Consider the following 23,848-nt stretch of genomic DNA (forward strand, 5'->3'; position numbering starts at 1 on the left):
CAGAAACCTCAGTTCAGGGTGAAGCCGCCGGTCCAGTCGACCTTCTCGCCGACGGCGAGGGTCAACTGGACGAAGCCGATCGCCTCGAGCTCACGGGCCCGGGACAGCGCGCCGGCGTCGACCGCCCGCAGACCGCCGCCGGTGATCACGCCCGCCAGGTCGGCCTTCGCATCCGAGGCGCCGGACCGCACTGCGGATGACCGCCCTCGCCCAGCACGCCAGTGCCACCCTCCCCCGCCTGTCCCACGTCGTACGGCGGCTCGAGGACCGTGGACTGATCGAGCGCTTCCCCTGCCCGACCGATGCCCGAGCCACGAACGCTCGGCTGACCGACGCCGGCTGGGACAAGATCCGCGAGGCCGCCCCCGGCCACGTCGCCACCGTCCGCGAGCACGTGATCGACGCGCTCACCCCCGAGCAGGTCACTCAGCTGACGGCGATCACCGACGCGATCCTTACTCGCCTGGACCCTGAGGGCCGGATGTCGGACGTCTACCACCGCCACGACGGCACCTAAGTAGGTGTTCCACCCCGGCGCGCTCCCTTAGACGGCCCCGGGCCTGGTCTAAGGGCTGTCTGGGTGGCGATATCGGTAGTTCTCCGCATGTGCGGGAACGTCTGGGTTGGGACTGTGTATCTACCAGACGTCCTCAGTCCTCAGGAGTGCATGATGCGCCAGATCCAGATCCGCCGGAAGCCGAGCCGGCGGACGACCACCCGCCGTACCACCACGACGACGCTGGACCTCCGTACGCCGTCCGGCCGCCCGCTACCGTTCTGATCCACCTGTCCCGCCCGGAAATGTCCACGATCATGAAGCTCAGACTGCATGTCCACCACGCCTTCACCGGCGGTTGGTGCGCAGACATCGACGACGACCTCGACCGTCAGCCCGACGACCCGTTCTGGTGCGTCGACCAGTGGCCGACCCTGCAAGAGGCGCTGGCCGCCGGATGCACCCGCCTCGCCGAGCTCGCCGCCCACCCGAACCCGTCCCGCCTGAGCGCTCTCACCCTCGCCGCCTGACATCAGCCGGCGACGACAGATCTGTCGGCAAGGGTAGGAAGGCCAGTCCCAGGAAGAGCCTTCCCTTACGCAGTGTGGCGGGCCGCGTGAAAGTGGTGGCGAACGAGGGAGAGAGGACACCTTCAGTGGTCACCACACTTGACACCTACCGGCTGCTCGGACGCTCCGGGCTGCGGGTCTCGCCGCTGGCGCTGGGCACGATGACGTTCGGACCGGACTGGGGCTGGGGCGCGGACAAGGACGAGGCGCAGCGGATCCTGGACACGTACGTCGACCGCGGCGGCAACTTCGTCGACACGGCGAACATGTACACCAACGGGACGTCCGAACAGCTGCTCGGCCAGCTCACCCAGGACCGCCGGGACCAACTGGTCATCGCCACCAAATACACCATGTCCACCCGGCCGGGAGATCCGAACTCGGGCGGCAACCAGCGCAAGAGCATGATGCGTTCGGTCGAGCGCAGTCTGCGCAACCTGCAGACCGACTACATCGACCTGCTCTACCTGCACTCCTGGGACTTCACCACGCCGGTCGAGGAGATCCTCCGCGCGATGGACGACCTGGTCAGCCAGGGCAAGGTCCTGTACGCCGGCATCTCGGACGCGCCGGCGTGGCAGGTGTCGCGGATGCAGGCGATCGCCGACCTGCGCGGTTGGGCTCCGCTGGCCGCGCTGCAGATCGAGTACAGCCTGGTCGAGCGGACCGTCGAACGGGACCTGATCCCGATGGCGCGGGAGATGGGACTCGGCGTCCTACCGTGGTCGCCGCTGGCCAGCGGCGTGCTCACCGGCAAGTACACGACCGCCGATCTGGACCACGGCGGGGTCTGGCGGGCGTAGCGGGGACACGGAAGAACGTTGCCGCGGCCAACAACTCGCTCACCGAGCGCGGGTTGCGGATCGCGGACGTCGTCAAGGCGGTTGCCGAGCGCAACGGCTGTCTGCCGGCGCAGGTCGCGATCGCCTGGACGCTGCGGAACCCCGGGGTCACGTCGCCCATCATCGGCGCGCGGACGGCGATGCAGCTGGAGCAGAACCTGGGCGCGCTGGACGTCGAGTTCAGCGATCAGGACGTGGCGGAGCTGGAGGCTGTGAGCGCGATCGAGCTCGGCTTCCCGCACGCGTTCCTGAACCTGCCGATGACCCGCTCGGTCACCCTGGGCGGCCTTCAGCTCGAGCCGGCTCCGATCCCTCGCTGACGTCTGCGGGTCCCGCCGGCTCTCCTGGTCCTGCTGGAAGATCACCGAGATCGGGATCCCAGTCGTCGTACTCGTCGTCCGGGGTCTCGGCCTCGTGGCGGCTGGCGATCCGGATGAACGCGGCGATCAGCAGCACCGGACCGAGCACCATCGCGGTCTCGGGAATCCCGCCCATGTGCAGCGCGATCATGACGCCGTCACCAGCGCGATCCCGCCCGCGGTGAACGCGACCATTGCCGCCAGCATCGGGTACTGCGCCCGTCGTAGCTGCCGGCGGCGGAACAGTTCGGCAGCGCGATCGTGCGCGGACACGACCCCAAGTACGTGTCCGAGCACGATCGCACCGATCTGAACCGCAGCGATCAGCCCGGTGCCCAGGAACGCGTAGTCGATCCGCATCCCGCTGGTCCCGAGCAGGTCCCATCCCCGCCCGAACGGATCCGTCGCGAGCAGCAGACCCTCTTGGCCCTGGAACATCGCGAACGAGAAGTAGTGGGCAACGGCGTACCCGATCGCGATCGGCACCAGCGAATGCACGAATGCTCCCGGCAGTCCGGCTCGCCCGACCACGCCCGGCCGGATCCGCGCCGCGCCGGTCGTCCGCGACGCCAGCAGGAACAACCCGGTGACGATCGCCACCGCGACCATCAGGCCCAGCGTGTGTACGACGATGTGCTGCGTGCGGCTCAGGTCTCCGGTCAACCGCATCCACGCAGACCAGCGGGAGATCCCGTCGAAGGCGGTTGACCCGAGCAACAGGCACAGCAGGCCGACGATCCCCAGCTGTTGAGGCATCGCGGCCAGACCAGCCAGCGGGTTCCGCAGTTCCAGGCGACGGTCCGCACCACGGCCGAGCGGACTCAGTCGCGCCAGGACTTCGGTGTACACCTCGAAGCTGTCGCCGATGCCGAACCAGGCCGGTCCGTAGACGATGCCTGCGGCAACATTCACGACGGCGTACATCGTCGCGAAGATCGCGACGACGATCGGCTCGGAGCCGTCCGGATACGCAAGCTCGAGCCAGAGGAATCCAGCCAGCCCTGCGAACGCCGGCCAGTAGGCAATCCCTTCGGGCAGCCTCCGGTACGACGTCCTGCGCGCCAGGCCCGCGATCGTGCGGAGCGGATTGGCCAGGCGCCAGATCGGGCCGAAGACCAGCGAGAGCGGGATGATGCCGACCCAGATCCAGACGTACAGCCAGGTCGGCGCCGGGTTCAGAGCCGGCTCGCTGCTGCCGAACCAGGCGGAGCCGAGCAGTAGCGCGAGTGCTGCCAGCCCGGCGAGCTTGAGCAGCCGTCGCGTCGGCCTCGCATCGACCAGCCGGGTCAGGCGTTCGAGCGACTTACCGGCAGTAACCTCGAAGCGCGGCCGCGACCAGAACGCGGCGAGGGCGAAGAACGAGACCGCCACCGCGGCGCCGGCGGAGTAGATCGCCAGCCACAGCGGCACCGGCAGGTCCCCTCGCCCGCCGATCCCGTGCAGCGGCAGCAAGAGCACCAGCACGGGATCGCCCTCCGATCACCTCAGCTATCTGACTGATCGAATGTAACACGCTCGATGTCACATAGCGAGAGTCTGATACTCGGCGGGGTCGAAGTGGCGGGTCAACCGGCGGAACCGGAAGGTGAACGACGGCCAGAGCGTGGTGTTGCGCCCCTCGGAGTCCAGGTACCAACTGGTGCAGCCGCCGCGGGTCCAGACCGTGTTGCGCATCGAGGACCGGACGCCGTCGACGAAGGCGCGCTGCACCTCCGGCCGCACCTCGACCCGCTGCAGCCCCTCGCTGTCCATCGTCTTCAGCGCGTCCAGGATGTAGGCGATCTGCGACTCGATCATGAACACCATCGAGCTGTGGCCGAGGCCGGTGTTCGGTCCGATCAGCAGGAAGAAGTTCGGGAAGCCGGAGACCGCCGTGCCGAGGTGTGCCTCCATGCCGCCCGACCACGCATCGCGCAGCGACAGGCCGTCGCGGCCGTGCACCATGTCCATCACCGGCAGATCCGTCACCCGGAAACCGGTGCCGTAGATGATCGTGTCGACCTCGTGCTTCACGCCGTCCGCGGTGACGATCCCGGTCGGGGTGACCTCGACGACTCCGTCGGTGACGACCTCGACGTTGGGCTTCGTGATCGCCGGGTAGTAGTCGTCGGAGATCAGCACACGCTTGCAGCCGAGGGTGAAGTCGGGCGTCAGCTTCGCGCGGAGGAGCGGGTCGCGGACCTGGCGTTCGAGGTGCTTCTCGGCGACCTTCTGCACCTGCTTCATGATCGACGGCAGCTTCGCGAACCCGAGCACCATCGACTCGCGGCCCCAGTAGATCCCGGCCCGGACCGCCTTCTGCACCAGCGGAAACCGGCAGAACACAGCCTTCTCGACCTCGGTGATCCTGCGGTCCGGCCGCGGCAGTACCCACGGCGGCGTTCGCTGGAACAGATGCAGTTCCTCGACCTCCGGCTGGATCGCCGGCACGAACTGGATGGCGGACGCGCCGGTCCCGATCACCGCGACCTTGCGGCCGCTGAGGTCGAGGTCGTGGTCCCACTGCGCCGAGTGGAAGACCTCCCCCTCGAACGACTCGATCCCCGGCAGCTTCGGCACCGACGACTCGGCCAGCGGTCCCATCCCGGACAGCAGCAACTGTGCGGTGAACTCACCCCGGCCGGTCCGGATCCGCCAGTGCCCGTCCTCCCAGTACGCCGCCTCAACGGCATGACCGAAGCGGATGTGCCGGCGGACGTCGAACCGGTCGGTGACCTTGCGCAGGTAGTCCTCGATCTCGGGCTGCGGAGAGAACGTCGACGACCAGTCCGGGTTCGGCGCGAACGAGAACGAGTACAGATGCGAGGGCACGTCACACCGGCAGCCCGGATACGTGTTGTCCCGCCAGGTGCCTCCGACGTCGTCCGCACGCTCCAGTACGACGAAGTCGTCGTACCCGGCCTGCTTGAGCCGGACGGCCATCCCGATCCCGGCGAACCCGGTCCCGATCACCACGATCCGGTGATGCCCGGTCTCCCGCGCGACCTCGTCCGCCATCGAGCCCTCCAGCCTCCGGACAACAACTTACTCCCAGTAAGTTACTCGGAGTCAGTTAGAGTGTGCAAGTGACGTCCACCACGCCCAAAACACCCCCAGTGCCACCCAGCACCGCCGCCGAATCCGGCGTGGAGAGCGGGGTGGTTGAAGGGATCGAGCCGCCGAAGCGGCGGCGGAATCGGGCGGCTCGGGAACGCGAGATGCTCGAGGCAGCCGAGCGGATCTTCGGCGAGCGCGGCTACCAGGGCACGTCGATGGACGACGTCGCGGCCGAGGTCGGGGTCTCGAAGCCGCTGATCTACCAGTACTACGGCTCGAAGGACGGCCTGTTCCTCGCCTGCCTCGCCCGCCTTCGTGCCCAGCTCCTGGAGACCGTGTCCGACGCGGCGCTGGCCGCCACCGACGCCGAGGACGCGCTGTACGCCGGCTTCGTCGCCTGGTTCCAGTTCCTCGACGACCACCCGCACGCCTGGTCCGTCCTGATCGACGAAGGCATGCTCAGCACCAACCCCGCCGCCGGACCCGCAGCGGCCGCCACCGACGAGGTCCGCGCCGCCTTCATCGAACTGATCTCCGCGATGGTCCGGATGAACCTCCCACCCGGCCGCACCGCCGACAACGACGAGATCGAGATCATTGCCCAAAGCATCTCCGGCGCCACCGAACGCCTGGCCATCTGGCGCAGCCGGGTCCCCGCCCCACCCACTCCGGAGAAGGTCGCCCGAACCCTCCAGGACCTCCTCTGGCAAGGCCTCCGAACGCTCAGCACCACCTCAGATTCCCTGCGGGCCGCGCGGCACTGAGAGACGTGCCTACCCACTGATCGTTAATCCGCCCAACATTCGGGCGCGCCTACCATGCGCTCGATGACCGACGGCTGGTGGCGACGCCGGACAGACCAATGTCTCCACGAGCAAAGCAGAGGCGACCTCGCGCCTGCGCCGAGCCACCTCCGCCAGTCGAGTCAGTGAAGAGGTCCCCTGGTCGACTCACCGGACAGGTCCACCGGTTGTCTCAGCGGCCACCGCACCAATCGAGTCGGCGAACAGATCCACCGCTCGACCCACTGGCCACCTCTACCAGTCTCCTCGGCCTCAGGCGACCGATGTGGCGGACTGTGTCCGGATGGGAGCCTCCGCCAGACGGCGAAGCGCGCGGCCTCCTCGCGGGTTGACTCATCGGCTCGGCCGAGGACTCGCTCCGGTCGCTCGGCCCGGCTCGTATCGCCCCACGGATCGGCGCTGACAGATGGCCTCCGAGATGGCACGGCTGCAGCCGGCGCTGGCGATGGAGACGGCAACACAGTGGTCGAGGATTGGGGTGGGTTGCCAACTGGTGTTCGGCTGGTGCGGCCTGGTGGCGGGTCGGCCCAGGTGGGGCGGGTGACGTGGACTTTGCCGTTGGTGATGGTGATGGTCCAGTGGCCGGCGTGGAGGTCGATGTGGTGGCGGCGGCAGAGCAGGACGAGGTTCCAGATGGCGGTGGTTCCGCCGTCGAGCCAGGAGCGTAGGTGGTGGGCGTCGCAGTGGATGGGTGGGGCGCCGCAGACGACGCAGCCTTTGTCGCGGGCGTTCAGGGCGCGGCGCATGGCGCGGGTGACGAGTCGTTCGGAGCGGCCGACGTCGAGGGGTTCGGAGTTGGAGCCGAGGACGAGCGGGATGATGTTGGCGTCGCAGGCCAGGCGTCTGATCGCGGCCGCGGACAGGTTGTCGCCGTAGACGAGTCCGCCGGTGGTGTCCGCGGTAGCCGACCTCAGATCCTCCAGGTCGATCGTGACGGTGATCGTGGCCTTGGCGCCGTGCCCGGGCACCGGGTCGGATCCGCGAGGTCTGCGCCCGCTCTGGGGCGCAACCCCCGCGTCAGTTGCCAGACCGAGCTCCGTGGGCATTCCACCACCCATCGCCGTACCGGTTACCGCACCGCCCTCGACGGGTGTGCCACCATCCGCCGCTGTTCCCGTTGTCGCGCCGGGCTCGGCAGGCGGCAGGCCACCAGTCGCCGTCGCAGTTGCTGGACCGCGGTGGGTGGAGATGGGGTCGGCGGCCGTGGGTGGTGGCTCGGGGGTGGTGGACAGCGCGGCGGCCGCGGTTGGTGGGCGATTGTGTGTGGCGGTGGGCGTGGGCTTGGGGTGGGTGGTGTCGGTGGATTTGGCGGCGAGAGTGAGGGCGGTGGTGAGGGCGTCGGCCTGGCGCTTTTCGCGCGGGCGCGGGTCCAACTCGCCGTCGATGGTCTTGTGGGGGCGGGCGCCAGCGTGGATGAGGGCGCGGAGGAGCTCGGCGTTCTCGTTGGCCAGGTAGCCACGAAACTTCACGCCGCGGTCCGCTGTCGAGAGAGTGAGGGACTCGCGGTCGTAGGCCTTGTGTTCGTCGGGTTCGGGGCCGTCGGTGTCGAGGATGTCGCGGATCCGCTGTCCGGCCCTGCGCAGTTCGCCGGGGGACAGATGCCTGGCGAGGTTCACCAACTGGCGTTCGGCCACGGCGAGGTCTTCGACCGGGACGGTGGAGGGCACCCGTTCCAGGGCCGACACGATCGCCTCGGCCTGCGCGGGGCGCAGGAACCCATCGGCCGCGGCATCCTCGTCGTCGGTGGGGGCGAGGTCTTCGGGCGGGTCGGACTCGACCGGTTCGTCCAGGGGCGGCACGTCCGCGGGTAGCGCCGCGGACACGTCGGCGTACCTGGGCAGGGCGAGAGCCAGACGCAGGTCGCGGCGGGCCTGGGGCGGGTCGAGGCGGTAGCGGAACGCCAGGAGCTGTGCGGTGTCGTGGGCGCCGATGTCTTGGGCGTGACCGATCTCGTCGAGGCGCGCGATCAGCTGCAGGCGGTAGGTCTGCCGGCGGGCGAGCTCGGCCTCGAGCGTGTCGAGAGTGGACAGCATCTCGCTGCCACTCATCGCCCACACCGGCCGCTCGCCCAGGAGTTCCATACCGCCAACTCTAGACACCCCCACCGACAGTTCTCAAACCAGAAAACCCTTATCCACAAGGGAATCCGTCATCCACACGACCACCCGAACCCATCCACAGGCCCCAACACTTGTGGATGTTGCTGTGAGCAACTATATGTGGCGACACGCCGAGCTGGACCTGGAGCTCGGGTGGGCCCGGCTCCACGGTCGGGCAGGCGCATGCTCGAAAGCCAGACGGACGACCCTCGCGGCTTCGCCGACCCGCAGGTCATTCAGGGGCATCGGAGTCACTCACCTGATCTATCCGTTGGACTGAGAGCGAGCTACGGTGCCGCCGTGGACCCCTTCTCCCAGGCGTGGATGGCGTTGCGTACGGCTGTTGCGGAGACTCCGGACGAGGACTTCGGGATGCCATCCGGCTGTGCCGGGTGGTTGGTGCGGGACCTCGTGTGTCACCTGGTCATCGACGCGCAGGATGTGCTGATCACGCTGGTCACACCGGCCCAGTCCGAGCCGACGCGCAACGCGGCGACGTACTGGGAGGTCTCGCGCACACCGCCGACCGGTGACGATCCGTTGGACGCGCTGATCCCTCGACTGGCCGCGGCGTACGGCGATCCAGGGCTGCTCAAGTTCCACCTGGACGACCTCGGGTCCGCCGCGGGACGGGCTGCCGTACTCGCTGATCGAGGCGCGCAGGTCGGTACGAAGGAGCAGGTGCTGACCGTTGGCGACTACCTGTCGGCATACGTGCTCGAGTGGACGCTGCACCACCTCGACCTGATCGCCCATCGCCCATCGGCCGTCGGCCGCCGCGCCACCGGCCGAGACGCTCGGGGCAGCACGCGCACTGCTCGAGGAGATCGCGCAGGCACCGTTCCCACCGGAGTTCTCCGACACGGATGTCCTGCTGATCGGGACCGGTCGGCGTACGCCGACCGACGTCGAGCGGGCCGCCGCCGGCGAGCTGGCCGAGAGGCTGCCACTCATCCTGGCCTGATCAGCGATCGGCGGCGAAGTCCTCGAGAAGCCCCGCGATGAACTCCTGCCCGTCGCGCACCGCATCGGGGTTGCGGGTTCGGTAGTACGGGATCGCGATCAGCTCCAGGGACAGGACCCAACCGCGGGCGCGCACCCAGGTGTCCTGGTCGACCCCCATCGCGTCGCGGAAGGCCTGCCGTGATTCGGCGTCGAACAGGTACCAGGCGGCCAGCAGATCGCCGGCCGGGTCGGCGACCCAGGCGGTCCCGAAGTCGATGACCGCCGAAAGCTTGCCATCGGCCACCAATACGTTGCCCGGCATCAGATCTCCATGGATCCACGTCGGCGTACCGTCCCAGGTCGCCACCAGCGACGCCTCCCACGCCGCGAGCACGAGTCCGGTGTCGAACTCGTTGCGCAACTCGTCCAGCGCCGTACGGAAGAGTTCGTCCCGCGGTGCCAGCGGCGTACCCCGGCTGAACGGATCGTCCGGTGGGACGGGTGCGCCGGTCGTGTCGACGGTCTGCAGGCGGTGAATGAACTCGGCCATGTCCCTCGCCGCGGCCGCGGGGTCAAGCTGATCCAATCGGAACGGCTCGCCCTCCAACCACCGGTACACGCCCCAGGTGAAGGGATAGTCCGCAACCGGCACGCCGATGGCCAGCGGCTCGGGTACGGCGAGTGGAAGGTGGGGCGCTAGGCGCGGCATCCAGGTCAGATCCTTCTCCACCTGGCCCTGATTCCCCGCGGTGCGGGGCAGGCGGACAGCCAGATCATCACCGACCCGGAACGTCACGTTGTCCGTGCCCGAGGATTCGACCACCCGGATCGGAAGGCCGGCCCAGCTCGGGAACTGCTCCGCCAGTAGACGCGCCACCAACGACGCGTCGATATCCACCTCGTCGTCGTGCAACTTGCGAACCTTGGACACGGCACGGGAGCCTCACAGTCCCCCGCCCCCAGGTCAACTGATTCGATTGGAGTCGAAGGATGTTCAACCACGAGCCCACCGACTACGACTGCCCGTTCTGCCGGCTGGCGTCCGGAGGCGGAGACAGCCTCACCACCCAGGACGACGTCGTACTGCGAACGGACCGCGCGCTCGCCTTCGTAGCCTCTCGCTGGTGGCCGAACAACCGCGGACACGTCCTCGTCGTCCCGACCGCGCACCACGAGAACCTGTACGACCTCCCGGCGCCCGACGGCCACGCCGTACACGACGCCGTCCGCGAAACAGCCATCGCGATCCGCCACACCTACGACTGCGAAGGCGTTTCCACCAGGCAACACAACGAGCCGGCCGGCTACCAGGACGCCTGGCACTACCACGTCCACGTCTTCCCGCGATACCCCGGCGACAACCTCTACAACACCCGCCACCTCCCCAACCCGGCCACCTCCGAGGACCGGCAGCCCTACGTACGTCGCCTCAGCGCCTATCTGGCGGGGGTGAGGGAGGGCCCTGAGGAAAGACCCTGAGGCCCGGCTGACGGATGTCATGGGTGGGTCGTGACGAGCGATCCAGGGGCGGAGCGGCGTACTCGCGGAAGCTTTCGGGTATGACGACAACGACTGCGGTCAGCCTGACGGGTGTGACCAAAAGGTACGGGGCGGTGCAGGCGGTCGCCGGGGTGGATCTGAGCATCCGGGCCGGCGAAGTGGTCGCGCTGCTGGGGCCGAACGGGGCCGGAAAGTCCACGACGATCGAGATGCTGCTCGGGCTGGTCCGGCCGGACCAGGGCACCGTGCAGGTGTACGGCGGCACGCCGACCGACGCGATCACGAAGGGCCAGGTCGGGGTGATGCTGCAGAGCGGCGGCATCATCGAGGACGCCAAGGTCGGCGAACTCCTGAACCTGGTCGCGGGCCTGCACACGAACCCGATGCCGGTGCAGGAAGCACTCGAGAGTGCCGGCATCGCGGACCTGACCGACCGGAAGATGAAAGGCCTGTCAGGCGGCCAGAAGCAGCGGGTGCGGTTCGCGATGGCGATCCTGCCGCAGCCGGAGCTGATCGTTCTGGACGAGCCGACGACCGGGATGGACGTCGAGTCGCGGCGCGACTTCTGGGCCTCGATGCACGCCGAGACCGCACGCGGCCGGACCGTGCTGTTCGCGACCCACTACCTGGAGGAGGCCGACTCGTACGCCGACCGCGTGGTGCTGATGCGCAACGGCAAGGTCGTTGCCGACGGCACCTCGGCGCAGATCAAGGCGAGCGTCTCCGGCCGGACCATCCGCGCGACCGTCCCGGGCGCCGATCTCGCGGCGCTCGCATCGCTGCCGGGTGTCCGCAACGTCGAGACCCGCGGCGACGTCGTCCTGCTGCAGTGCGCGGACTCCGACGACACCCTGCGCTACCTGCTGAACAACACCCCCGCCCACGACATCGAAGTGACCTCCGCGGACCTCGAGGACGCCGTCCTCGCCATCAGCGCAGAGCAGGAGACCCTGGCATGAACCGCGACTACCTGATGTTCGACATCCGCCGTACCCTGCGGAACCGGCGGGTGCTGATCTTCTCGATCCTGATGCCGTTGGTGCTGTTCATGATCTTCGGCCTGACGCTGCCGGACGACGCGAACGAGGGCGGGATCTCTGCGATCGCCTACGTGATGGTGAGTATGGCGATGTTCGGCTCGATGTCGGCCGCGATGAGCAGCGGCGGCGTGATCGCGGCCGAGCGCGACGGTGGCTGGAACCGCACCCTGCGGCTCACCCCGCTGAAGCCGCAGGCGTACGTGACCACGAAGGTGATCCTGTCGCTGCTGCTGGCGATCCCGCCGCTGCTGGTCGTGTTCCTGTTCGGCCTGATCGTCGGGCACGTGCACCTGGACGCCGGGCAGTGGGTGACGGTCGCGCTGGTGTCGTGGCTGGGTGCCCTGCCGTTCGCCGCGATCGGCCTGGTCATCGGGTACGTCGCCAAGCCGGACAGCGTGCAGCCGATCACCGGTCTGGCCACGATGCTGATCGCGGCCTTCGGCGGGCTGTGGCTGCCGGTGGACTCGATGCCGTCGCTGATGAAGCACATCGCCCAGTTGACTCCGGCGTACTGGACCGGTCTGAGCTCCCGGAGCGCGTTGACGGACAGCGGCCTGGACATGCAGGCACTGCTGGTGGTGCTGGGCTGGACCGTCGTCCTGGGCTTCATCGGCCTGCGCCGGTACCGCGCCGACACCGCACGGGCCTGAGCGGCGCGAGCCGGATCCAGGGCATACCGTGACCACCATGACGCGGACGCCAACCCTACTGGAATCGCTGGCCGAGCGCGGAGACCGCTCCGGCCCGGGCCGGTGGGGTTGGCTGGCGGCCGGAATCTGGCTGTTCTACCTGGCTCAGCCGTTCCAGGAGATCGCGTCCACCCAGCAGGGCGCGATGCGGGTGTTCGGCCTGGCCACGGTGATCCTCTTCGCGATCGCGTACCTCGGGTTCTTCGGCTGGCTGCGCCGAGTCGGCCTCGGGACCGGCGCCATCCCGATGTGGCAGCGGCTCGCCTACCTGGCCGGGATGCTGGCGCTGACGTTCCTGATGCTCCCGACGGCCGGCCAGAAGGCCCTCACCTGTCTGGTCTACATCGCGGCGATCGCGATGATGGCGCTCGACGTCAAGGTCGCGGTGCCGCTCGTGGCCGTGCTGCTCGGCGGCGCGGAGCTGTCGATGCGACTGGTCCCGGGCTGGACCGACGACGGGAGCTACGGGTTCGCGATCTTCCTCGGCGCGCTGGCCGTGTTCGGGATGCGACGGGCGATCCAGCGCAGCATCGAGCTGACCGCGACCCGCCAGGACATGGCCAAGCTGGCCGTCCAGGAGGAGCGGAACCGGTTCGCCCGGGACCTGCACGACATCCTCGGCCACTCGCTGACCGTGATCACCGTGAAGGCTGAGCTGGCCGGCCGGCTGATCGCAGCGAACCCGGACCGGGCCGCGGCCGAGGTGGCCGATGTGGAGAGCCTGGCCCGGGCGGCGCTGGCCGACGTACGAGCGGCCGTCGCGGGGTATCGGGAGCTCAGCCTCGCCGGTGAACTGGTGTCGGCGCGGGCCGCGTTGCAGGCCGCCGAGATCAAGGCGGACCTGCCGACCACCGTCGACGAGGTGCCCGAGGACAACCGCGAGCTGTTCGCCTGGGTGGTCCGGGAGGGTGTGACGAACGTCGTACGGCACTCCGGCGCGAGGCGTTGCACGATCCGGATCAGCGCCAACCAGATCGAAGTACTGGACGACGGGAAGGGGCCGACGCCCGGCGGTGGTGCTTCCGGGCACGGCCTGGTCGGGCTGCGGGAACGAGCGGACGAGGCCGGTGCGAGTGTGCAGGTCGGCCAGGCGCCTGGAAGCGGATTCCGGCTGGCTGTCAGAGTTGGCCCGTGAGTATCCGACTGCTGATCGCGGACGACCAGGCGCTGGTCCGTGGAGCCCTGGCCGCGCTGCTCGACCTCGAACCCGACCTGGATGTGGTGTCTGAGGTCGGTCGCGGCGACGAGGTGATCGCGGCCGCGAAGGCGACCACGCCGGACGTCGCCCTACTCGATGTCGAGATGCCCGGGCTGGACGGTATCGAGGCCGCCGCCGCGCTGCGGACCGCCGTACCGGGCGTGCGGGTGCTCATGGTGACCACGTTCGGCCGGCCGGGGTACCTGCGCCGCGCGATGGAGGCGGGTGCGGCCGGTTTCGTCGTCAAGGACACGCCCGCCGCGCAACTCGCGGACGCGGTACGACGGGTGCACCAGGGGCTGCGCGTCGTCGATCCGTCACTCGCCGCGGAGACGCTCGTCGCCGGGACGAGCCCGCTCACCGGCCGCGAGTCCGACGTACTGCGGGCCGCCCGCGAGGGAGGCACAGTCGCGGACATCGCCAGGGAACTGCACCTGTCCGAGGGCACCGTCCGCAATCACCTCTCGGCCGCCATCGGCAAGACCGGCGCCCGGACCCGGGCCGAGGCCGCCCGCATCGCCCTGGACAACGGCTGGTTGTAACAGGTCGAGACCTCTAGGGTTGGGGCTAGGGGAGGGATCTGCATGTCAGTCGAGCAATTCAGTGTGCGGGGGCGGTTGGCGGACACCGGCGAGGGGATCACCGGTGACGAGCTGCAGCTCGCGGCACGTAATCACGGGATGCCCATGGAGGCGTTGCGGTACGACGTGACGCCGGCCGGACTGCACTACGTGCTGGTGCACTACGACATCCCGATGACGAACGCGTCCAACTGGCGGCTCACCGTCGGCGGCTGTGTCGAGCAGCCGTTGTCGTTCGGCCTGACCGAGTTGCGCGCGATGGGTCGTCGTACCGTCCGGGTGACGTTGGAGTGCGCGGGCAACGGACGGGCGGCGTTGCAGCCGCGGCCGATCAGCCAGCCGTGGCTGACTGAGGCGGTCGGTACGGCGGAGTGGACCGGGGTGCTGCTGTCCGATCTGCTGCGGGCTGCGGGGATTCGGTCCGATGCCGTGGACGTGGTCTTCACCGGTGCGGACCATGGTGTCGAGCGCGGGATCGAACAGGACTACCAGCGTGGGCTGACCGTCACCGAGGCGATCGACTCCGGTGCGATCATCGCCTGGGAGATGAACGGGCAGCCGTTGCTGCCGCAACACGGTTATCCGCTGCGCCTCGTCGTACCCGGGTGGTACGGGATGGCGAGCGTCAAGTGGCTGCGGTCGATCGAGCTGATCGACCACGCGTTCGAGGGCTTCCAGAACGCGGTCGCGTACCGGCTCCGCACCGAACAGGACGATGCGGGCCAACCGGTGACCCTGATCGAGCCGCGCGCGCTGCTGGTCCCGCCTGGCTTCCCGGACTTCATGAGCCGGCACCGCTTCGTTGCCGCAGGCACCATCACGTTGGAGGGCCGGGCCTGGTCCGGCTGGGCGCCGATCGAGCGGGTCGAGATCAGCACCGACGCCGGCGTCACCTGGCAGACTGCCAAACTCGATGCCCCCGGCAACGACGAGTACGCCTGGCGGGCCTTCACCCATGACTGGGAGGCCACACCCGGCGAGCATGTCCTCACTGTCCGCGCGTACGACGCCAGCGGCCGCGAGCAACCGATCGAAGCCCCGTGGAACCGCGGCGGTTTCGCCAACAACTCCGCCCAGCGGATCAGCGTTCTGGTGACCTGATCACTCCGCGTGTCGCTGGCCGATTCCGCGGTTCGCCCGTTCCATGCTGGAGACGTACACGGTTCACTCCAGGGAGTGGTGCGGTGAACGAGCTGGGCACGGAGATCCACTTGCACGCGCGGGTGTTTCGCACTGCGAGCGAGTGGTACGCCGATATCGAGGACGAACTGGACCCGCAGCCGGACAACCCGCTCTGGTACGGCTCCTACGACTCCCAGCGCGCCGCGATCGACGCAGCCTGTGCGCGGATCGCGGCGATGCATCTGGCTCAGCACTCCGAGCAGTCACTCGGGCTTGTTGGCTGACTTCCCGCCGATGCGGTACGGCGTGGTGACGCCCTCGTACATGAGGTGCGTCATCAAGCCCTGGGAGGCGTGCGGGAGGTTGTGGCAGTGATCCATCCAGACACCAGGATTGTCGGCGACGAAGGCGATCTCGTAGGTCTCGTCGTTCCCGACCTCGAGGGTGTCGATCCACCACGGTGAGCCGGTGGCCGCGACACCGTTGCGGGACAGCACGACGGCGTGATGACCGTGCAGGTGCATCGGATGCGCCTGGCCGCTGCTGTTGGAGATCTTCATTCGTACAACGTCGCCCTCGGCAACCATGTACATCGGTACGTCGGGGTACTTGTGCCCGTTGATCGTCCACCACAGCCCCGGCACGCCGTCGAGGAACCCGGGCCGACGCCCGATCCGGTACTCGAAGTTCCGGTCGGCCTTCCCTGGGTCGAACCCGAGGGCGGCCGGCGTACCGTACTTCAGCAGATCGACCGTCTCCCCCGGCAGCTCGGCCGACGGCGGCTCGGCGCCTGCCGGACCGATCCCGACCGACACGTTGGCCGCGCCTGCCACCAGCCGCATCCCACCCGCCGGCACCACCGCCTCGAGGTCGACGCGAGCTCCGGCCGCCAGCGGGTACGCCGCGGTCACCGCCGTCGCACCGTGGACGTCACGACCGTCCACGGCGACCACCTTGTACGGCGTACCGATCAGACCGACGCGCAGGATGGAGTTGTCCGTGTTCACCACCCGCACCCGGGCCGTCGTACCGGCCGGCAGGTCGACGTGTTGCGAACCCGTCCGCCCGTTGATCGTCCGCTTCCCGTCGTACGTGTGGATCGCGGCCAGGACCTCACCGGGTTCCTTGGGCGCGATCACGATCGTGCCGAAGAGGCCGCCCTTCACCTCGTCGGCAGAGACCTGGTGCGAGTGGTACCAATACGTCCCGGCCTGCTCGGCGCGGAAGCGGTACACGTACTTCCCACCGACCGGTACGGCGTCCTGCGTCACCCCGGCGACACCGTCTTCCGCGTTGGGTACGTCGATCCCGTGCCAGTGCAGAGTGGCGCCGTCCTTGACGGATTCGTTGACCAGCGTGACCTGGACCAGGTCGCCGACCTTCGCCCGGATCAGCGGACCCGGCGAAGTCCCGTTGAGGGTGTACCCGTCCACCGTCTCACCGCTCGCGAGCTGGAACTTCTGCTTCCGCGCCGTGAGCGTGACCGCGACATCCGGCGTACCGGCCTGCGGGCCGGTGAGGTCGGCGACGTTCATGCCGTGGTGGTGCTCGTGCCCGCCGGACTCCGGTCCGCCGCCGAAGTCGGCGTACCCCATCTCGGTCGGCGAATAGTCGCCGGGGACCAGGCTGGTCGCCCAGAGATACCCCAGCGGTACGAGTACCGCCAGGGCGATCCCCAGAGCGATCAGCCGGCCCCGCAAGCGGCGCGGTTTCGGCTCAGCCACTGGTCACAGTTTGCCTGGGTACGGCCGCCCGTCGCGCGGCAGCACCCGCCACACCGGCAATCGCCAGACCGTTGATGCCGTGGAGGACGCCGAGCGCCGGCAGCCCGAAGGACACCACCGCGAGGACGAACTGCAGTGCGACCATGCCGACCACGATCCCGGCCAGGGTCCGGCCGCGCGGGACGTCGGTCAGGAACGACACGATCAGGAAGATCAGCGCGAGCAGACCGATCGCCGTACCGGCGATGCTGTGGTAGCTCTGCCCGAAGTTGCTGTAGTCCGCCCCGATGGTCGTTCCGTCGTCGGCGTCCTTGGCGATGGTGAACCCGGCCAGCGCGATCGCTGCCACCTGCAGCACCACCGCGATCGCGATCAGCAGAGCGAAGGTTCGGTACGTCGCCCTCATGCGCGACGCTCCTGCCGGCGCTTACGGATCACGATCACCGCAGCCACGATCAGCCCGAACAACAGGATCGGCGGACGCCCGCCGCCCACGGTGCACCCGATCGACGCGATCAGCCCGAGCACGCCGAGCGCGATCAACACCGGCAGCGGGATCTTGCCCAATGATCCCCGAGCAGCCCACTCCGGCCGCCCGCGTCCGCCCTTGCCCCGTCCGCCCTTGCCTTGTCCCTTGCCTTGACCGCCAGCCCCGCGTCCACCCGGCCCAGTCGCGCCGGCGGCGTTCTCCGGCGAGGTCCACGGCGGTCGCTGCCAGCCCCACGGGCCGGTCCAGCCCTCGTTCGCGCTCTCGCCGGCCCGGTGGTCATCCGGCAGATCCGCGAACAGCGCGGCCAACTCCCGGTCGGTCTTCGCTTCCAGTGCCTGGCCGACGCGCTCGGCGTGCTCCTCCGCGCTGAGCCGGCCGGCTTCGTAGTGCTCGCCCAGACGCCTGACCGCGTCCTCGCGTTCGGTGTCGCCGATACGGATCGGTCCGCCCGGCCTCTCGTCGTTCATGACACTCCTCGGTGCTCGACTTCTGCGATTGCACCAAGCGTGTCTTTCAATCCCCTGTCACCGCATCGCCTCAGCGGCGGCACCTCACCTACCCCCGGGGGAGCACACTGCGCCCACCGACGCAGTACGACGTACTCCCCCGGGCGTACCGAAGAACGGGTGGTAGTTGGGGGTGGAACCAGGGTTGCGCCTCGATCCACGCTCCGGCGGCCTGGTGGCGGCCGGCTACTACCCGTTCTTCGGTACCACTCAGGTGGTGGTGGACAGGATCTGGTTGACGTCGTCGTTCGCCTTCGCCAGAGACGATGGTTCGGCCTCGAACGACATCACCGCGTCCATCGCCGGGGTCATGACCGCGGTGACGTCCGCGGCGTTCGGGTTGGCAGGGTAGGGGAAGACGTCCCCGGCCTCCACTGTCTCGAGGAACGGTGTCACGTCCCAGCCGTCGGCGGCGTACGCCGCCTTGGCCGCGGGCAGGCTGGCCGATACCGCGGGGAACACCACGCCGGCCTTGGCGACGATGTCCTGTGCGGTTTGCGAGCCGAGGAACTTCACCCAGGCCCAGGATGCCTCCCGCCGGGTCGTCCCGGCCCAGATGGTGTCCGCCAGCCCGTTCATCATCGACATCCGCTTCCCGATCGGGCCGATCGGCAGCCGGGCCAGCTTGGTCTTCACCTGCTTCAGCCCGGCGTACGTCGCCAGCATCCATGACCCGTTCGGGGTCATCCCGTACTTTCCCGCACCGAAGCTCGTGGTCACGTCGACCCCGGACTTCGCCTGCGCGTACGTCGGCATGTACCCCTTCGTGATGAGTCCGCGCCACCAGCCGATCGTCTCGGTGAACTTCGGGTCGCCGTAGAAGAACTTCGTCCCCCACGGTTCGCCCTCGGAGTACTTCCAGCCGTTGATCGCGGTGTACCAGCTCCAGCTCGTCTGCCCGTCGGCGCCGCCGGCATCGGCGTACCCGAGGCCGTAGACCTTGACGTTGTCCTGGTCGAACCCCGGCTGGTCGCCGCGACGGCCCTTGGAGTCCACGGTGAGCCGCCGGACGATCTGCTCGAAGGTGCCGCCGTCCTGTGGGTTCCAGGTCATCGAGTTCAGCTGCTCGGTGCTGATGCCGGCCGCCTCGGTGAAGGCACTGTTGTAGAAGTAGACCTCGGTGTCGAAGTCCTTCGGCAGTCCGTACCGCTTGCCGTCGGCACCGATCCAGCGATCGGCCAGACCCTTCTGGTAGATGCTCAGATCAATGTTGTCCTTCGCAACATAATCGTCGATCGGCAACACCTGGCCCTTGTCCGCGAACAGCGGGTATTTCGACGAGTGTCCGGTGAACACGTCCGGCGCGGTGTCGGAGATGAACCCGGTGACCAGCTTCGACCAGTAGTCGTTCCAGCCGTACTGCTCGATCTTCACGCTGTACTGCGGGTTCTGCTCGTGGAACACCTTGGCACACTCGGTGTACATCGGCAGCTGGGCGGAGTCCCAGAGCCAGTAGATGACTTCGCCCTCGCCGCGCGACGCGGCACCGTTGTTGCAGCCGGCCACCGCCGACGCGGCGAGCCCGGCCAGCCCCGCCTTCAGCAGGGTGCGTCTGGTCAATGTCATGGCCGCCTCCTCACTTGATCCCGGAGAAACCGATGGAGTTGGTGATCCGCTTGGCGAATGCCAGGAACAGCACGATCATCGGCAGCGCCGCGACCAGCGTCGCCGCCATCAGCCCGGCCCAGTCCGGTCCACCCTGCGGAGTCTGCGACCGGAACACGCCGAGCGCGACCGTGAGCACGCGGACGTTCTCCTGCTGACCCACCAGCAACGGCCAGAAGTAGTCGTTCCAGGAGTTGATGTAGGTCAGGATCGCCAGCGTCGCGATCGGCGCCGCACTCATCGGGATGATCATCCCGAAGAAGATCTTGCGGTGCCCGGCGCCGTCGATCATCGCCGCCTCCTCCAGTTCGCGGCTGATGCCGAGGAAGAACTGGCGCAGGAAGAAGATCGCGAACGGCGTCATGAACGCTCCCGGCAGGATGATGCCGGCGAAGCTGTTCAGCAGCCCGAGGTTCTTGATCAGCACGAAGTTCGGCAGCGTGGTGAAGATCGGCGGCACCATCAGCGCGGCCAGGAACAGCGCGAACACCTTGTCCCGCCCGGGCCAGCGCAGCCGGGCGAACGCGTACGCCGCCATCGCGCTGAAGAACACCTGGCACGTGGTCGTGACCGTTGCCACGACCAACGAGTTGCGCAGGTACAGCCAGAAGTTGACCGAGGCACCCGAACCGCCCTGCGCTTGGGCTTCCTCGATGGTCGACAGCCCGAGCACCCGCTTGAACGCACCCAGGGTGGTCTCCACCGGGAGCAGCGAGTTCGGGTGACCGGCGAGCTGGGTGTTGTTGGACAACGCCGTACGCAACATCCAGTAGAACGGGAAGATCGTCAGGATCAGCAGCACGGCCAGGCAGACCCACGCGACGATCCGGCCCGGATTCAGTGGCTTTCTCATGCGAGGTCACTCTCCCTTGCCCGGAGCAACCGAAGCTGCAGCAACGAGACCACCGCGAGGATGGCGAACAGCACCAGCGCCATCGCCGAGGCGTACCCGAAGTCGAACCGGGTGAACGCCCGCTCGTAGATGTAGTAGTAGATGACCCGGGTCGCGTTGATCGGACCGCCCTGCGTGGTCACCGCGACGGTGTCGAAGATCTGGAACGACCCGATCATGGTGACCACCAGGACCATCACCAGAACGGGCCGCAGCAGCGGCAGCGTGATCCGCCAGAACGTCTTCCACTCGCCCGCGCCGTCCACCTCGGCCGCCTCGTAGACGTACGACGGGATCGTCTGCAGCCCGGCGAACACCAGCAGCGCGGTGTAGCCCATGTGCCGCCACACGTTGATGCCGGCGACGGTCGGGATCGCCCAGTGCGAGTCGCCGAAGAACGCGACCGGGTCGATCCCGATCCAGGTCAGACCCTGGTTCACGATGCCGACCTGGAAGTCGAGCATCCAGTACCAGACCAGTGCGACGACCACGTTCGCGACCAGGTACGGCAGCAGAATCGCCGCACGGACCGTGATCGACTTCGTCAGCCGGTACATCAGCATCGCGATGCCGACCGCCAGGACGGTCTGGACGCCGATGTTGATCACGACGTACTCGACGGTGACCACGAGCGCGTTCCAGAAGAAGCTGTCGTGGATCATCCGCCGGTAGTTGTCCAGCCCGTTGAACTGCGGCGCGGACAGCAGGCTGTACTCGGTGAAGCTCAGGTACGCACCGCGCAGGGTCGGCCAGATGTAGAACACGACGAAGCCCAGGGTGGCCGGGGCCAGGAAGATCATCGCGACCTTCAGGTCCCCCAGGCTTCGCCGCCGGGCAGGCGGCGCCTGGGTATCCCCGCGACTGTGCTGTCTGTCAGGTGGAGCCTTGGTTGTCACGGTCACGGGGATCTCCTTTTCAGTCGGCGATCGACTGGGGGGTCAGTCGATCGCAGTCACATCCAGCAAGATCGCGTTCTCGGGCCACTGCGCTGGGAGGTGTACGCCGACCGCCGCCAGCGCTGCGCCGTTCAGCTCTACCTGTCCACCGTCGGCCGACCAGGCCGCCGCGCGCGACTCGGGCCCGGGTGTCACGGTCTTGCGCACCCGGTAGGTCCGCTGCGGGTCGAGGCCGGGCAGCCGGACCCGGCCGACGGCCGAGGTGACAGATTGCGTCAGCTGTACGGCGGCGTACACGGCGCGCGAACCGTCCTGCGCGACCACGCCGTGCAGCAGGAAGTCGTCCGGACCGCGGTCGGCGCGGACCACCTTGCCGGTGTGCAGCAGCGGCCGCAGCTCCTTGTGCAAGGCGACCCAGCCGGCCAGTTCCTGACGCTCCTCCGGCGAGGCGGACGCGATGTCCCACTCGATGCCGAAGTGGCCGAACAGTGCGGTGATCGCCCGGAACGACAACGTCTGCGTGCGGCCGGTGGTGTGCGCCCGCGGCGGGCCGACGTGGCAGCCGATCAGCTCCGGCGGCAGCAGCAGTTCCGTGTACCGCTGGATCGTCTGCCGCTCCAGCGCGTCGTTGCTGTCGCTGCCCCAGACGCGGTCGGTGCGCTCCAGGATGCCGAGGTCGACCCGGGCACCACCGGACGAGCAGGACTCGATCTCGAGGCCCGGGTGCCGGCGCTTGAGCTCGTCGATCAGCCGGTACAGCGCGAGCGTCTGCTCGTGGATGCCGGCCGTCCCGGTCAGCTGGTTGCCTCCGTCAACGAAGTCGCGGTTGTGGTCCCACTTCAGATAGGCGATGTCGTACTCGGTGAGCAGCGAGTCGAGCCGCTCGAGGATGTAGTCGTACGCCGCCGGTACGCCGAGGTTCAGGCCCTGCTGATGACGCGCGGTCGGTGGCATCCGGTGGCCGGTGGCAAGGATCCAGTCCGGGTGCTCGCGGGCCAGGTCCGAGTCCGGGTTCACCATCTCCGGCTCGACCCAGAGGCCGAACTGCAGGCCGAGACCCTTCACGTGGTCGACCAGCGGGTGCAGTCCCTTCGGCCAGATCCCTTCGTCGACGTACCAGTCGCCGAGACCGGCGTGGTCGTCGCGGCGGCCGCGGAACCACCCGTCGTCCAGCACGAACCGCTCCGCCCCGACCTCGGCGGCCGCGTCGGCGAGCGCCTTCAGCTTGTCCAGGTCGAGGTCGAAGTAAACGGCCTCCCAGGTGTTCAGTACGACGGGACGCTCGGTCCGCGGGTGGATCGACCGGGACCGCAGGTGCTCGTGGAAGCGGGTCGACACCTGGTCGAGGCCGACGCCGTACGAGCCGTAGAGCCATGGCGTGCTGTAGGTGCCCTGCGGTTGCACGCGTCCCTCACCGGGGAGCAGCAGTTCACCTCCGCCGATCACGGCGTACCCGCTCATGCCGCGCTCGGCGTACGAACGGTGGTTGCCGCTCCAGGCGGTGTGCACGGCCCAGACCTCGCCATCGCGGAAGCCGAAGCGTTTGGTGCCGGTCATCAGCAGCAGAGTCGCGTCAGCGCCGGTGCGGCCGCGGCGGTTGTCGCGGATGTGCGCGCCCTGCGTGAATGCGTGCCGCTGGGGGTGGCGCTCACCGATGTGCCGGCCGGTCAGGTCGAGCAACTCGGTCGCCTCGGTCGGAACCGGCAGCGCAAGCACCAGCCCGTCGACCGTGTACGGCGTCCCGCCGGTGTTGGTGAGGTCCGCCTTGGCCCGCACGAGGCCGGAGTCGGTCAGTTCGATGATCAGGCGGAGCTTGAGGGCCGCATCGGCGTCCTCGGCATCGACCTGCACGGTGTTGTCGGTCTGCGCGACGCTGACCAGCCTGAAGCTCGCGGAGAAGTCCTGCCCGTCGCGGTGGCCGCTCAGGCCCGGCAGCCCGAACCAGCCCGCGGAGTACTCCGAGACGATCGCGACCGGAAGGTTGTCGTCGAGACCGTTGCCGTCCTGTACGGCCCCGGCCCCACGCCTCAGTTCCAGCAGAGCCCGCTCGTTCAGCTCACCCAGATCCGCGCCCCAGTGCAGCACGGACGGAAGAGTGGGACCCGAGCAGTCCAGCACCAAGCTGACTCCGGCAGCACGAAGCTGCAGCACCTCGATGTTCGACACTGTTGATTCACTCTGCTTTCTGATTGATTTCAGGACGGAACTATTTACCCCGTCAGCCCAGATGTCAATGCTTCACGAAGTTAAGTAAATACCCTAGGGCTCAGCCCGGACTCTTTACAACGAAGGAAGACCGCCGATCCACCAGACGGCGCGATCACACCGCCTCTGGTGGGTTGACCCACCAGAGGGTGGGATCACACCGCCTCTGGTGGGTTGACCCACCAGAGGGTGGGTTGGCCAGCGGCACGCGGGTAGCCAACCCACCGTCTCGTGGGTCAACCCACGAGACG

At 68.3% G+C, this 23,848-nt stretch carries 27 protein-coding genes; 13 read left to right on the forward strand and 14 right to left on the reverse strand.

All coding sequences use genetic code 11. The features are described 5' to 3' along the window. Positions 1-8: 8 nt before the first annotated feature. On the reverse strand, positions 9-191 hold the full coding sequence (locus OG817_RS28340) for a hypothetical protein (RefSeq protein ID WP_406047632.1): 183 nt from the start codon (positions 189-191) through the stop codon (positions 9-11). Positions 192-196: 5 nt separating this feature from the next. Here OG817_RS28340 and OG817_RS28345 point away from each other — a divergent pair, with 5 nt between their 5' ends. Further along, a complete protein-coding gene (locus OG817_RS28345; RefSeq protein WP_406047633.1) occupies positions 197-517 on the forward strand; it encodes a MarR family winged helix-turn-helix transcriptional regulator in 321 nt (106 codons plus the stop codon). Positions 518-657: 140 nt separating this feature from the next. Here OG817_RS28345 and OG817_RS28350 read toward each other — a convergent pair whose 3' ends face one another. After that, entirely contained in the window at positions 658-786 is a 129-nt protein-coding gene (locus OG817_RS28350; RefSeq protein ID WP_406047634.1) for a hypothetical protein, read from the reverse strand. 27 nt (positions 787-813) lie between these two features. On the opposite strand from OG817_RS28350, the gene OG817_RS28355 reads away from it, so the two are divergent. From OG817_RS28355 to OG817_RS28365, 3 genes are all read left to right on the forward strand, one after another. Further along, positions 814-1,026, forward strand: a complete 213-nt coding sequence (locus tag OG817_RS28355; protein WP_396395510.1) for a hypothetical protein — start codon at positions 814-816, stop codon at positions 1,024-1,026. Positions 1,027-1,151: 125 nt separating this feature from the next. Next, a complete protein-coding gene (locus OG817_RS28360; protein ID WP_406047635.1) occupies positions 1,152-1,868 on the forward strand; it encodes an aldo/keto reductase in 717 nt (238 codons plus the stop codon). A gap of 53 nt (positions 1,869-1,921) precedes the next feature. Beyond that, complete coding sequence (locus OG817_RS28365; RefSeq protein WP_406047636.1) at positions 1,922-2,227, forward strand: aldo/keto reductase; 306 nt, start codon at positions 1,922-1,924, stop codon at positions 2,225-2,227. Here OG817_RS28365 and OG817_RS28370 read toward each other — a convergent pair. The 3 genes from OG817_RS28370 to OG817_RS28380 are packed head-to-tail and all read right to left on the reverse strand — an operon-like array spanning position 2,181 to position 5,263. Beyond that, positions 2,181-2,417, reverse strand: a complete 237-nt coding sequence (locus OG817_RS28370; protein WP_406047637.1) for a hypothetical protein — start codon at positions 2,415-2,417, stop codon at positions 2,181-2,183. The two genes, OG817_RS28365 and OG817_RS28370, sit on opposite strands and share 47 nt — an antisense overlap. Beyond that, positions 2,414-3,730: a hypothetical protein gene (locus OG817_RS28375; RefSeq protein ID WP_406047638.1), complete on the reverse strand. Its 1,317-nt coding sequence runs from the start codon at positions 3,728-3,730 to the stop codon at positions 2,414-2,416. Before OG817_RS28375 ends, OG817_RS28370 begins: the two co-directional genes overlap by 4 nt. Before the next feature lie 57 nt (positions 3,731-3,787). After that, positions 3,788-5,263, reverse strand: coding sequence for a flavin-containing monooxygenase (locus OG817_RS28380; RefSeq protein WP_406047639.1), 1,476 nt, complete (start codon positions 5,261-5,263; stop codon positions 3,788-3,790). 140 nt (positions 5,264-5,403) lie between these two features. On the opposite strand from OG817_RS28380, the gene OG817_RS28385 reads away from it, so the two are divergent. Continuing rightward, positions 5,404-6,066, forward strand: a complete 663-nt coding sequence (locus OG817_RS28385) for a TetR/AcrR family transcriptional regulator (RefSeq protein WP_406047640.1) — start codon at positions 5,404-5,406, stop codon at positions 6,064-6,066. Between the two features lie 161 nt (positions 6,067-6,227). Here OG817_RS28385 and OG817_RS28390 read toward each other — a convergent pair whose 3' ends face one another. After that, on the reverse strand, positions 6,228-8,186 hold the full coding sequence (locus tag OG817_RS28390) for a DUF222 domain-containing protein (RefSeq protein ID WP_406047641.1): 1,959 nt from the start codon (positions 8,184-8,186) through the stop codon (positions 6,228-6,230). 318 nt (positions 8,187-8,504) lie between these two features. On the opposite strand from OG817_RS28390, the gene OG817_RS28395 reads away from it, so the two are divergent. Beyond that, entirely contained in the window at positions 8,505-9,209 is a 705-nt protein-coding gene (locus tag OG817_RS28395) for a maleylpyruvate isomerase N-terminal domain-containing protein (RefSeq protein ID WP_406047642.1), read from the forward strand. On the opposite strand, the gene OG817_RS28400 is transcribed toward OG817_RS28395, so the two are convergent. Continuing rightward, complete coding sequence (locus OG817_RS28400) at positions 9,169-10,080, reverse strand: aminoglycoside phosphotransferase family protein (RefSeq protein ID WP_406047643.1); 912 nt, start codon at positions 10,078-10,080, stop codon at positions 9,169-9,171. The two genes, OG817_RS28395 and OG817_RS28400, sit on opposite strands and share 41 nt — an antisense overlap. 59 nt (positions 10,081-10,139) lie before the next feature. Between OG817_RS28400 and OG817_RS28405 the strand changes: the two genes are divergently transcribed. The 7 genes from OG817_RS28405 to OG817_RS28435 all read left to right on the forward strand — a co-directional run bounded on the left by OG817_RS28405 (position 10,140) and on the right by OG817_RS28435 (position 15,563). Next, positions 10,140-10,628 (forward strand): HIT family protein, encoded by a 489-nt coding sequence (locus OG817_RS28405; protein ID WP_406047644.1) that lies wholly within the window; start codon positions 10,140-10,142, stop codon positions 10,626-10,628. An 80-nt stretch (positions 10,629-10,708) separates the two neighbouring features. Further along, positions 10,709-11,608, forward strand: coding sequence for an ABC transporter ATP-binding protein (locus OG817_RS28410; RefSeq protein WP_406047645.1), 900 nt, complete (start codon positions 10,709-10,711; stop codon positions 11,606-11,608). After that, positions 11,605-12,339, forward strand: a complete 735-nt coding sequence (locus tag OG817_RS28415) for an ABC transporter permease (protein ID WP_393387345.1) — start codon at positions 11,605-11,607, stop codon at positions 12,337-12,339. Before OG817_RS28410 ends, OG817_RS28415 begins: the two co-directional genes overlap by 4 nt. A gap of 37 nt (positions 12,340-12,376) precedes the next feature. Further along, on the forward strand, positions 12,377-13,513 hold the full coding sequence (locus OG817_RS28420) for a sensor histidine kinase (RefSeq protein ID WP_406047646.1): 1,137 nt from the start codon (positions 12,377-12,379) through the stop codon (positions 13,511-13,513). Beyond that, the gene (locus OG817_RS28425) at positions 13,510-14,118 is read left to right on the forward strand and encodes a response regulator transcription factor (RefSeq protein WP_393387339.1); all 609 of its coding nucleotides are present in this window, start codon (positions 13,510-13,512) and stop codon (positions 14,116-14,118) included. The genes OG817_RS28420 and OG817_RS28425 overlap by 4 nt, the downstream gene beginning before the upstream one ends. A 42-nt stretch (positions 14,119-14,160) precedes the next feature. Then, on the forward strand, positions 14,161-15,258 hold the full coding sequence (locus OG817_RS28430) for a sulfite oxidase (protein ID WP_406047647.1): 1,098 nt from the start codon (positions 14,161-14,163) through the stop codon (positions 15,256-15,258). Positions 15,259-15,341: 83 nt separating this feature from the next. Beyond that, positions 15,342-15,563, forward strand: coding sequence for a hypothetical protein (locus OG817_RS28435; RefSeq protein ID WP_396395522.1), 222 nt, complete (start codon positions 15,342-15,344; stop codon positions 15,561-15,563). Here the strand turns inward: OG817_RS28435 and OG817_RS28440 are convergent. The 7 genes from OG817_RS28440 to OG817_RS28470 form a co-directional block, all read right to left on the reverse strand. Then, positions 15,543-17,003 carry a multicopper oxidase family protein gene (locus OG817_RS28440; protein WP_406047648.1) on the reverse strand — a complete coding sequence of 487 codons (1,461 nt, stop codon included), beginning with the start codon at positions 17,001-17,003 and terminating at the stop codon, positions 15,543-15,545. The two genes, OG817_RS28435 and OG817_RS28440, sit on opposite strands and share 21 nt — an antisense overlap. Further along, positions 16,996-17,409, reverse strand: a complete 414-nt coding sequence (locus OG817_RS28445; protein WP_406047649.1) for a hypothetical protein — start codon at positions 17,407-17,409, stop codon at positions 16,996-16,998. The genes OG817_RS28440 and OG817_RS28445 overlap by 8 nt, the downstream gene beginning before the upstream one ends. Further along, positions 17,406-17,960: a DUF1707 domain-containing protein gene (locus OG817_RS28450; protein WP_406047650.1), complete on the reverse strand. Its 555-nt coding sequence runs from the start codon at positions 17,958-17,960 to the stop codon at positions 17,406-17,408. The genes OG817_RS28445 and OG817_RS28450 overlap by 4 nt, the downstream gene beginning before the upstream one ends. 249 nt (positions 17,961-18,209) lie before the next feature. Further along, positions 18,210-19,565, reverse strand: a complete 1,356-nt coding sequence (locus OG817_RS28455; RefSeq protein WP_406047651.1) for an ABC transporter substrate-binding protein — start codon at positions 19,563-19,565, stop codon at positions 18,210-18,212. A 10-nt stretch (positions 19,566-19,575) separates the two neighbouring features. After that, positions 19,576-20,457, reverse strand: coding sequence for a carbohydrate ABC transporter permease (locus OG817_RS28460; protein ID WP_396395527.1), 882 nt, complete (start codon positions 20,455-20,457; stop codon positions 19,576-19,578). After that, the gene (locus tag OG817_RS28465; RefSeq protein ID WP_396395528.1) at positions 20,454-21,398 is read right to left on the reverse strand and encodes a carbohydrate ABC transporter permease; all 945 of its coding nucleotides are present in this window, start codon (positions 21,396-21,398) and stop codon (positions 20,454-20,456) included. The genes OG817_RS28460 and OG817_RS28465 overlap by 4 nt, the downstream gene beginning before the upstream one ends. Positions 21,399-21,434: 36 nt before the next feature. Beyond that, entirely contained in the window at positions 21,435-23,558 is a 2,124-nt protein-coding gene (locus OG817_RS28470) for an alpha-galactosidase (RefSeq protein WP_406047652.1), read from the reverse strand. Between the last annotated feature and the right edge of the window lie 290 nt (positions 23,559-23,848).

The sequence above is a fragment of the Kribbella sp. NBC_00889 genome, from assembly GCF_045207705.1.
Taxonomy (GTDB): Bacteria; Actinomycetota; Actinomycetes; order Propionibacteriales; family Kribbellaceae; genus Kribbella.

What these genes read in the sequence shown, in the direction of transcription:
- OG817_RS28345 (WP_406047633.1), top strand. Translation starts at nt 197, where the DNA reads ATGACCGCCCTCGCCCAGCACGCCAGTGCCACCCTCCCCCGCCTGTCC.
- OG817_RS28355 (WP_396395510.1), top strand. Translation starts at nt 814, where the DNA reads ATGAAGCTCAGACTGCATGTCCACCACGCCTTCACCGGCGGTTGGTGC.
- OG817_RS28370 (WP_406047637.1), bottom strand. Translation starts at nt 2,417, where the DNA reads ATGATCGCGCTGCACATGGGCGGGATTCCCGAGACCGCGATGGTGCTC.
- OG817_RS28380 (WP_406047639.1), bottom strand. Translation starts at nt 5,263, where the DNA reads ATGGCGGACGAGGTCGCGCGGGAGACCGGGCATCACCGGATCGTGGTG.
- OG817_RS28390 (WP_406047641.1), bottom strand. Translation starts at nt 8,186, where the DNA reads ATGGAACTCCTGGGCGAGCGGCCGGTGTGGGCGATGAGTGGCAGCGAG.
- OG817_RS28405 (WP_406047644.1), top strand. Translation starts at nt 10,140, where the DNA reads ATGTTCAACCACGAGCCCACCGACTACGACTGCCCGTTCTGCCGGCTG.
- OG817_RS28410 (WP_406047645.1), top strand. Translation starts at nt 10,709, where the DNA reads ATGACGACAACGACTGCGGTCAGCCTGACGGGTGTGACCAAAAGGTAC.
- OG817_RS28415 (WP_393387345.1), top strand. Translation starts at nt 11,605, where the DNA reads ATGAACCGCGACTACCTGATGTTCGACATCCGCCGTACCCTGCGGAAC.
- OG817_RS28420 (WP_406047646.1), top strand. Translation starts at nt 12,377, where the DNA reads ATGACGCGGACGCCAACCCTACTGGAATCGCTGGCCGAGCGCGGAGAC.
- OG817_RS28430 (WP_406047647.1), top strand. Translation starts at nt 14,161, where the DNA reads ATGTCAGTCGAGCAATTCAGTGTGCGGGGGCGGTTGGCGGACACCGGC.
- OG817_RS28445 (WP_406047649.1), bottom strand. Translation starts at nt 17,409, where the DNA reads ATGAGGGCGACGTACCGAACCTTCGCTCTGCTGATCGCGATCGCGGTG.
- OG817_RS28450 (WP_406047650.1), bottom strand. Translation starts at nt 17,960, where the DNA reads ATGAACGACGAGAGGCCGGGCGGACCGATCCGTATCGGCGACACCGAA.
- OG817_RS28455 (WP_406047651.1), bottom strand. Translation starts at nt 19,565, where the DNA reads ATGACATTGACCAGACGCACCCTGCTGAAGGCGGGGCTGGCCGGGCTC.
- OG817_RS28460 (WP_396395527.1), bottom strand. Translation starts at nt 20,457, where the DNA reads ATGAGAAAGCCACTGAATCCGGGCCGGATCGTCGCGTGGGTCTGCCTG.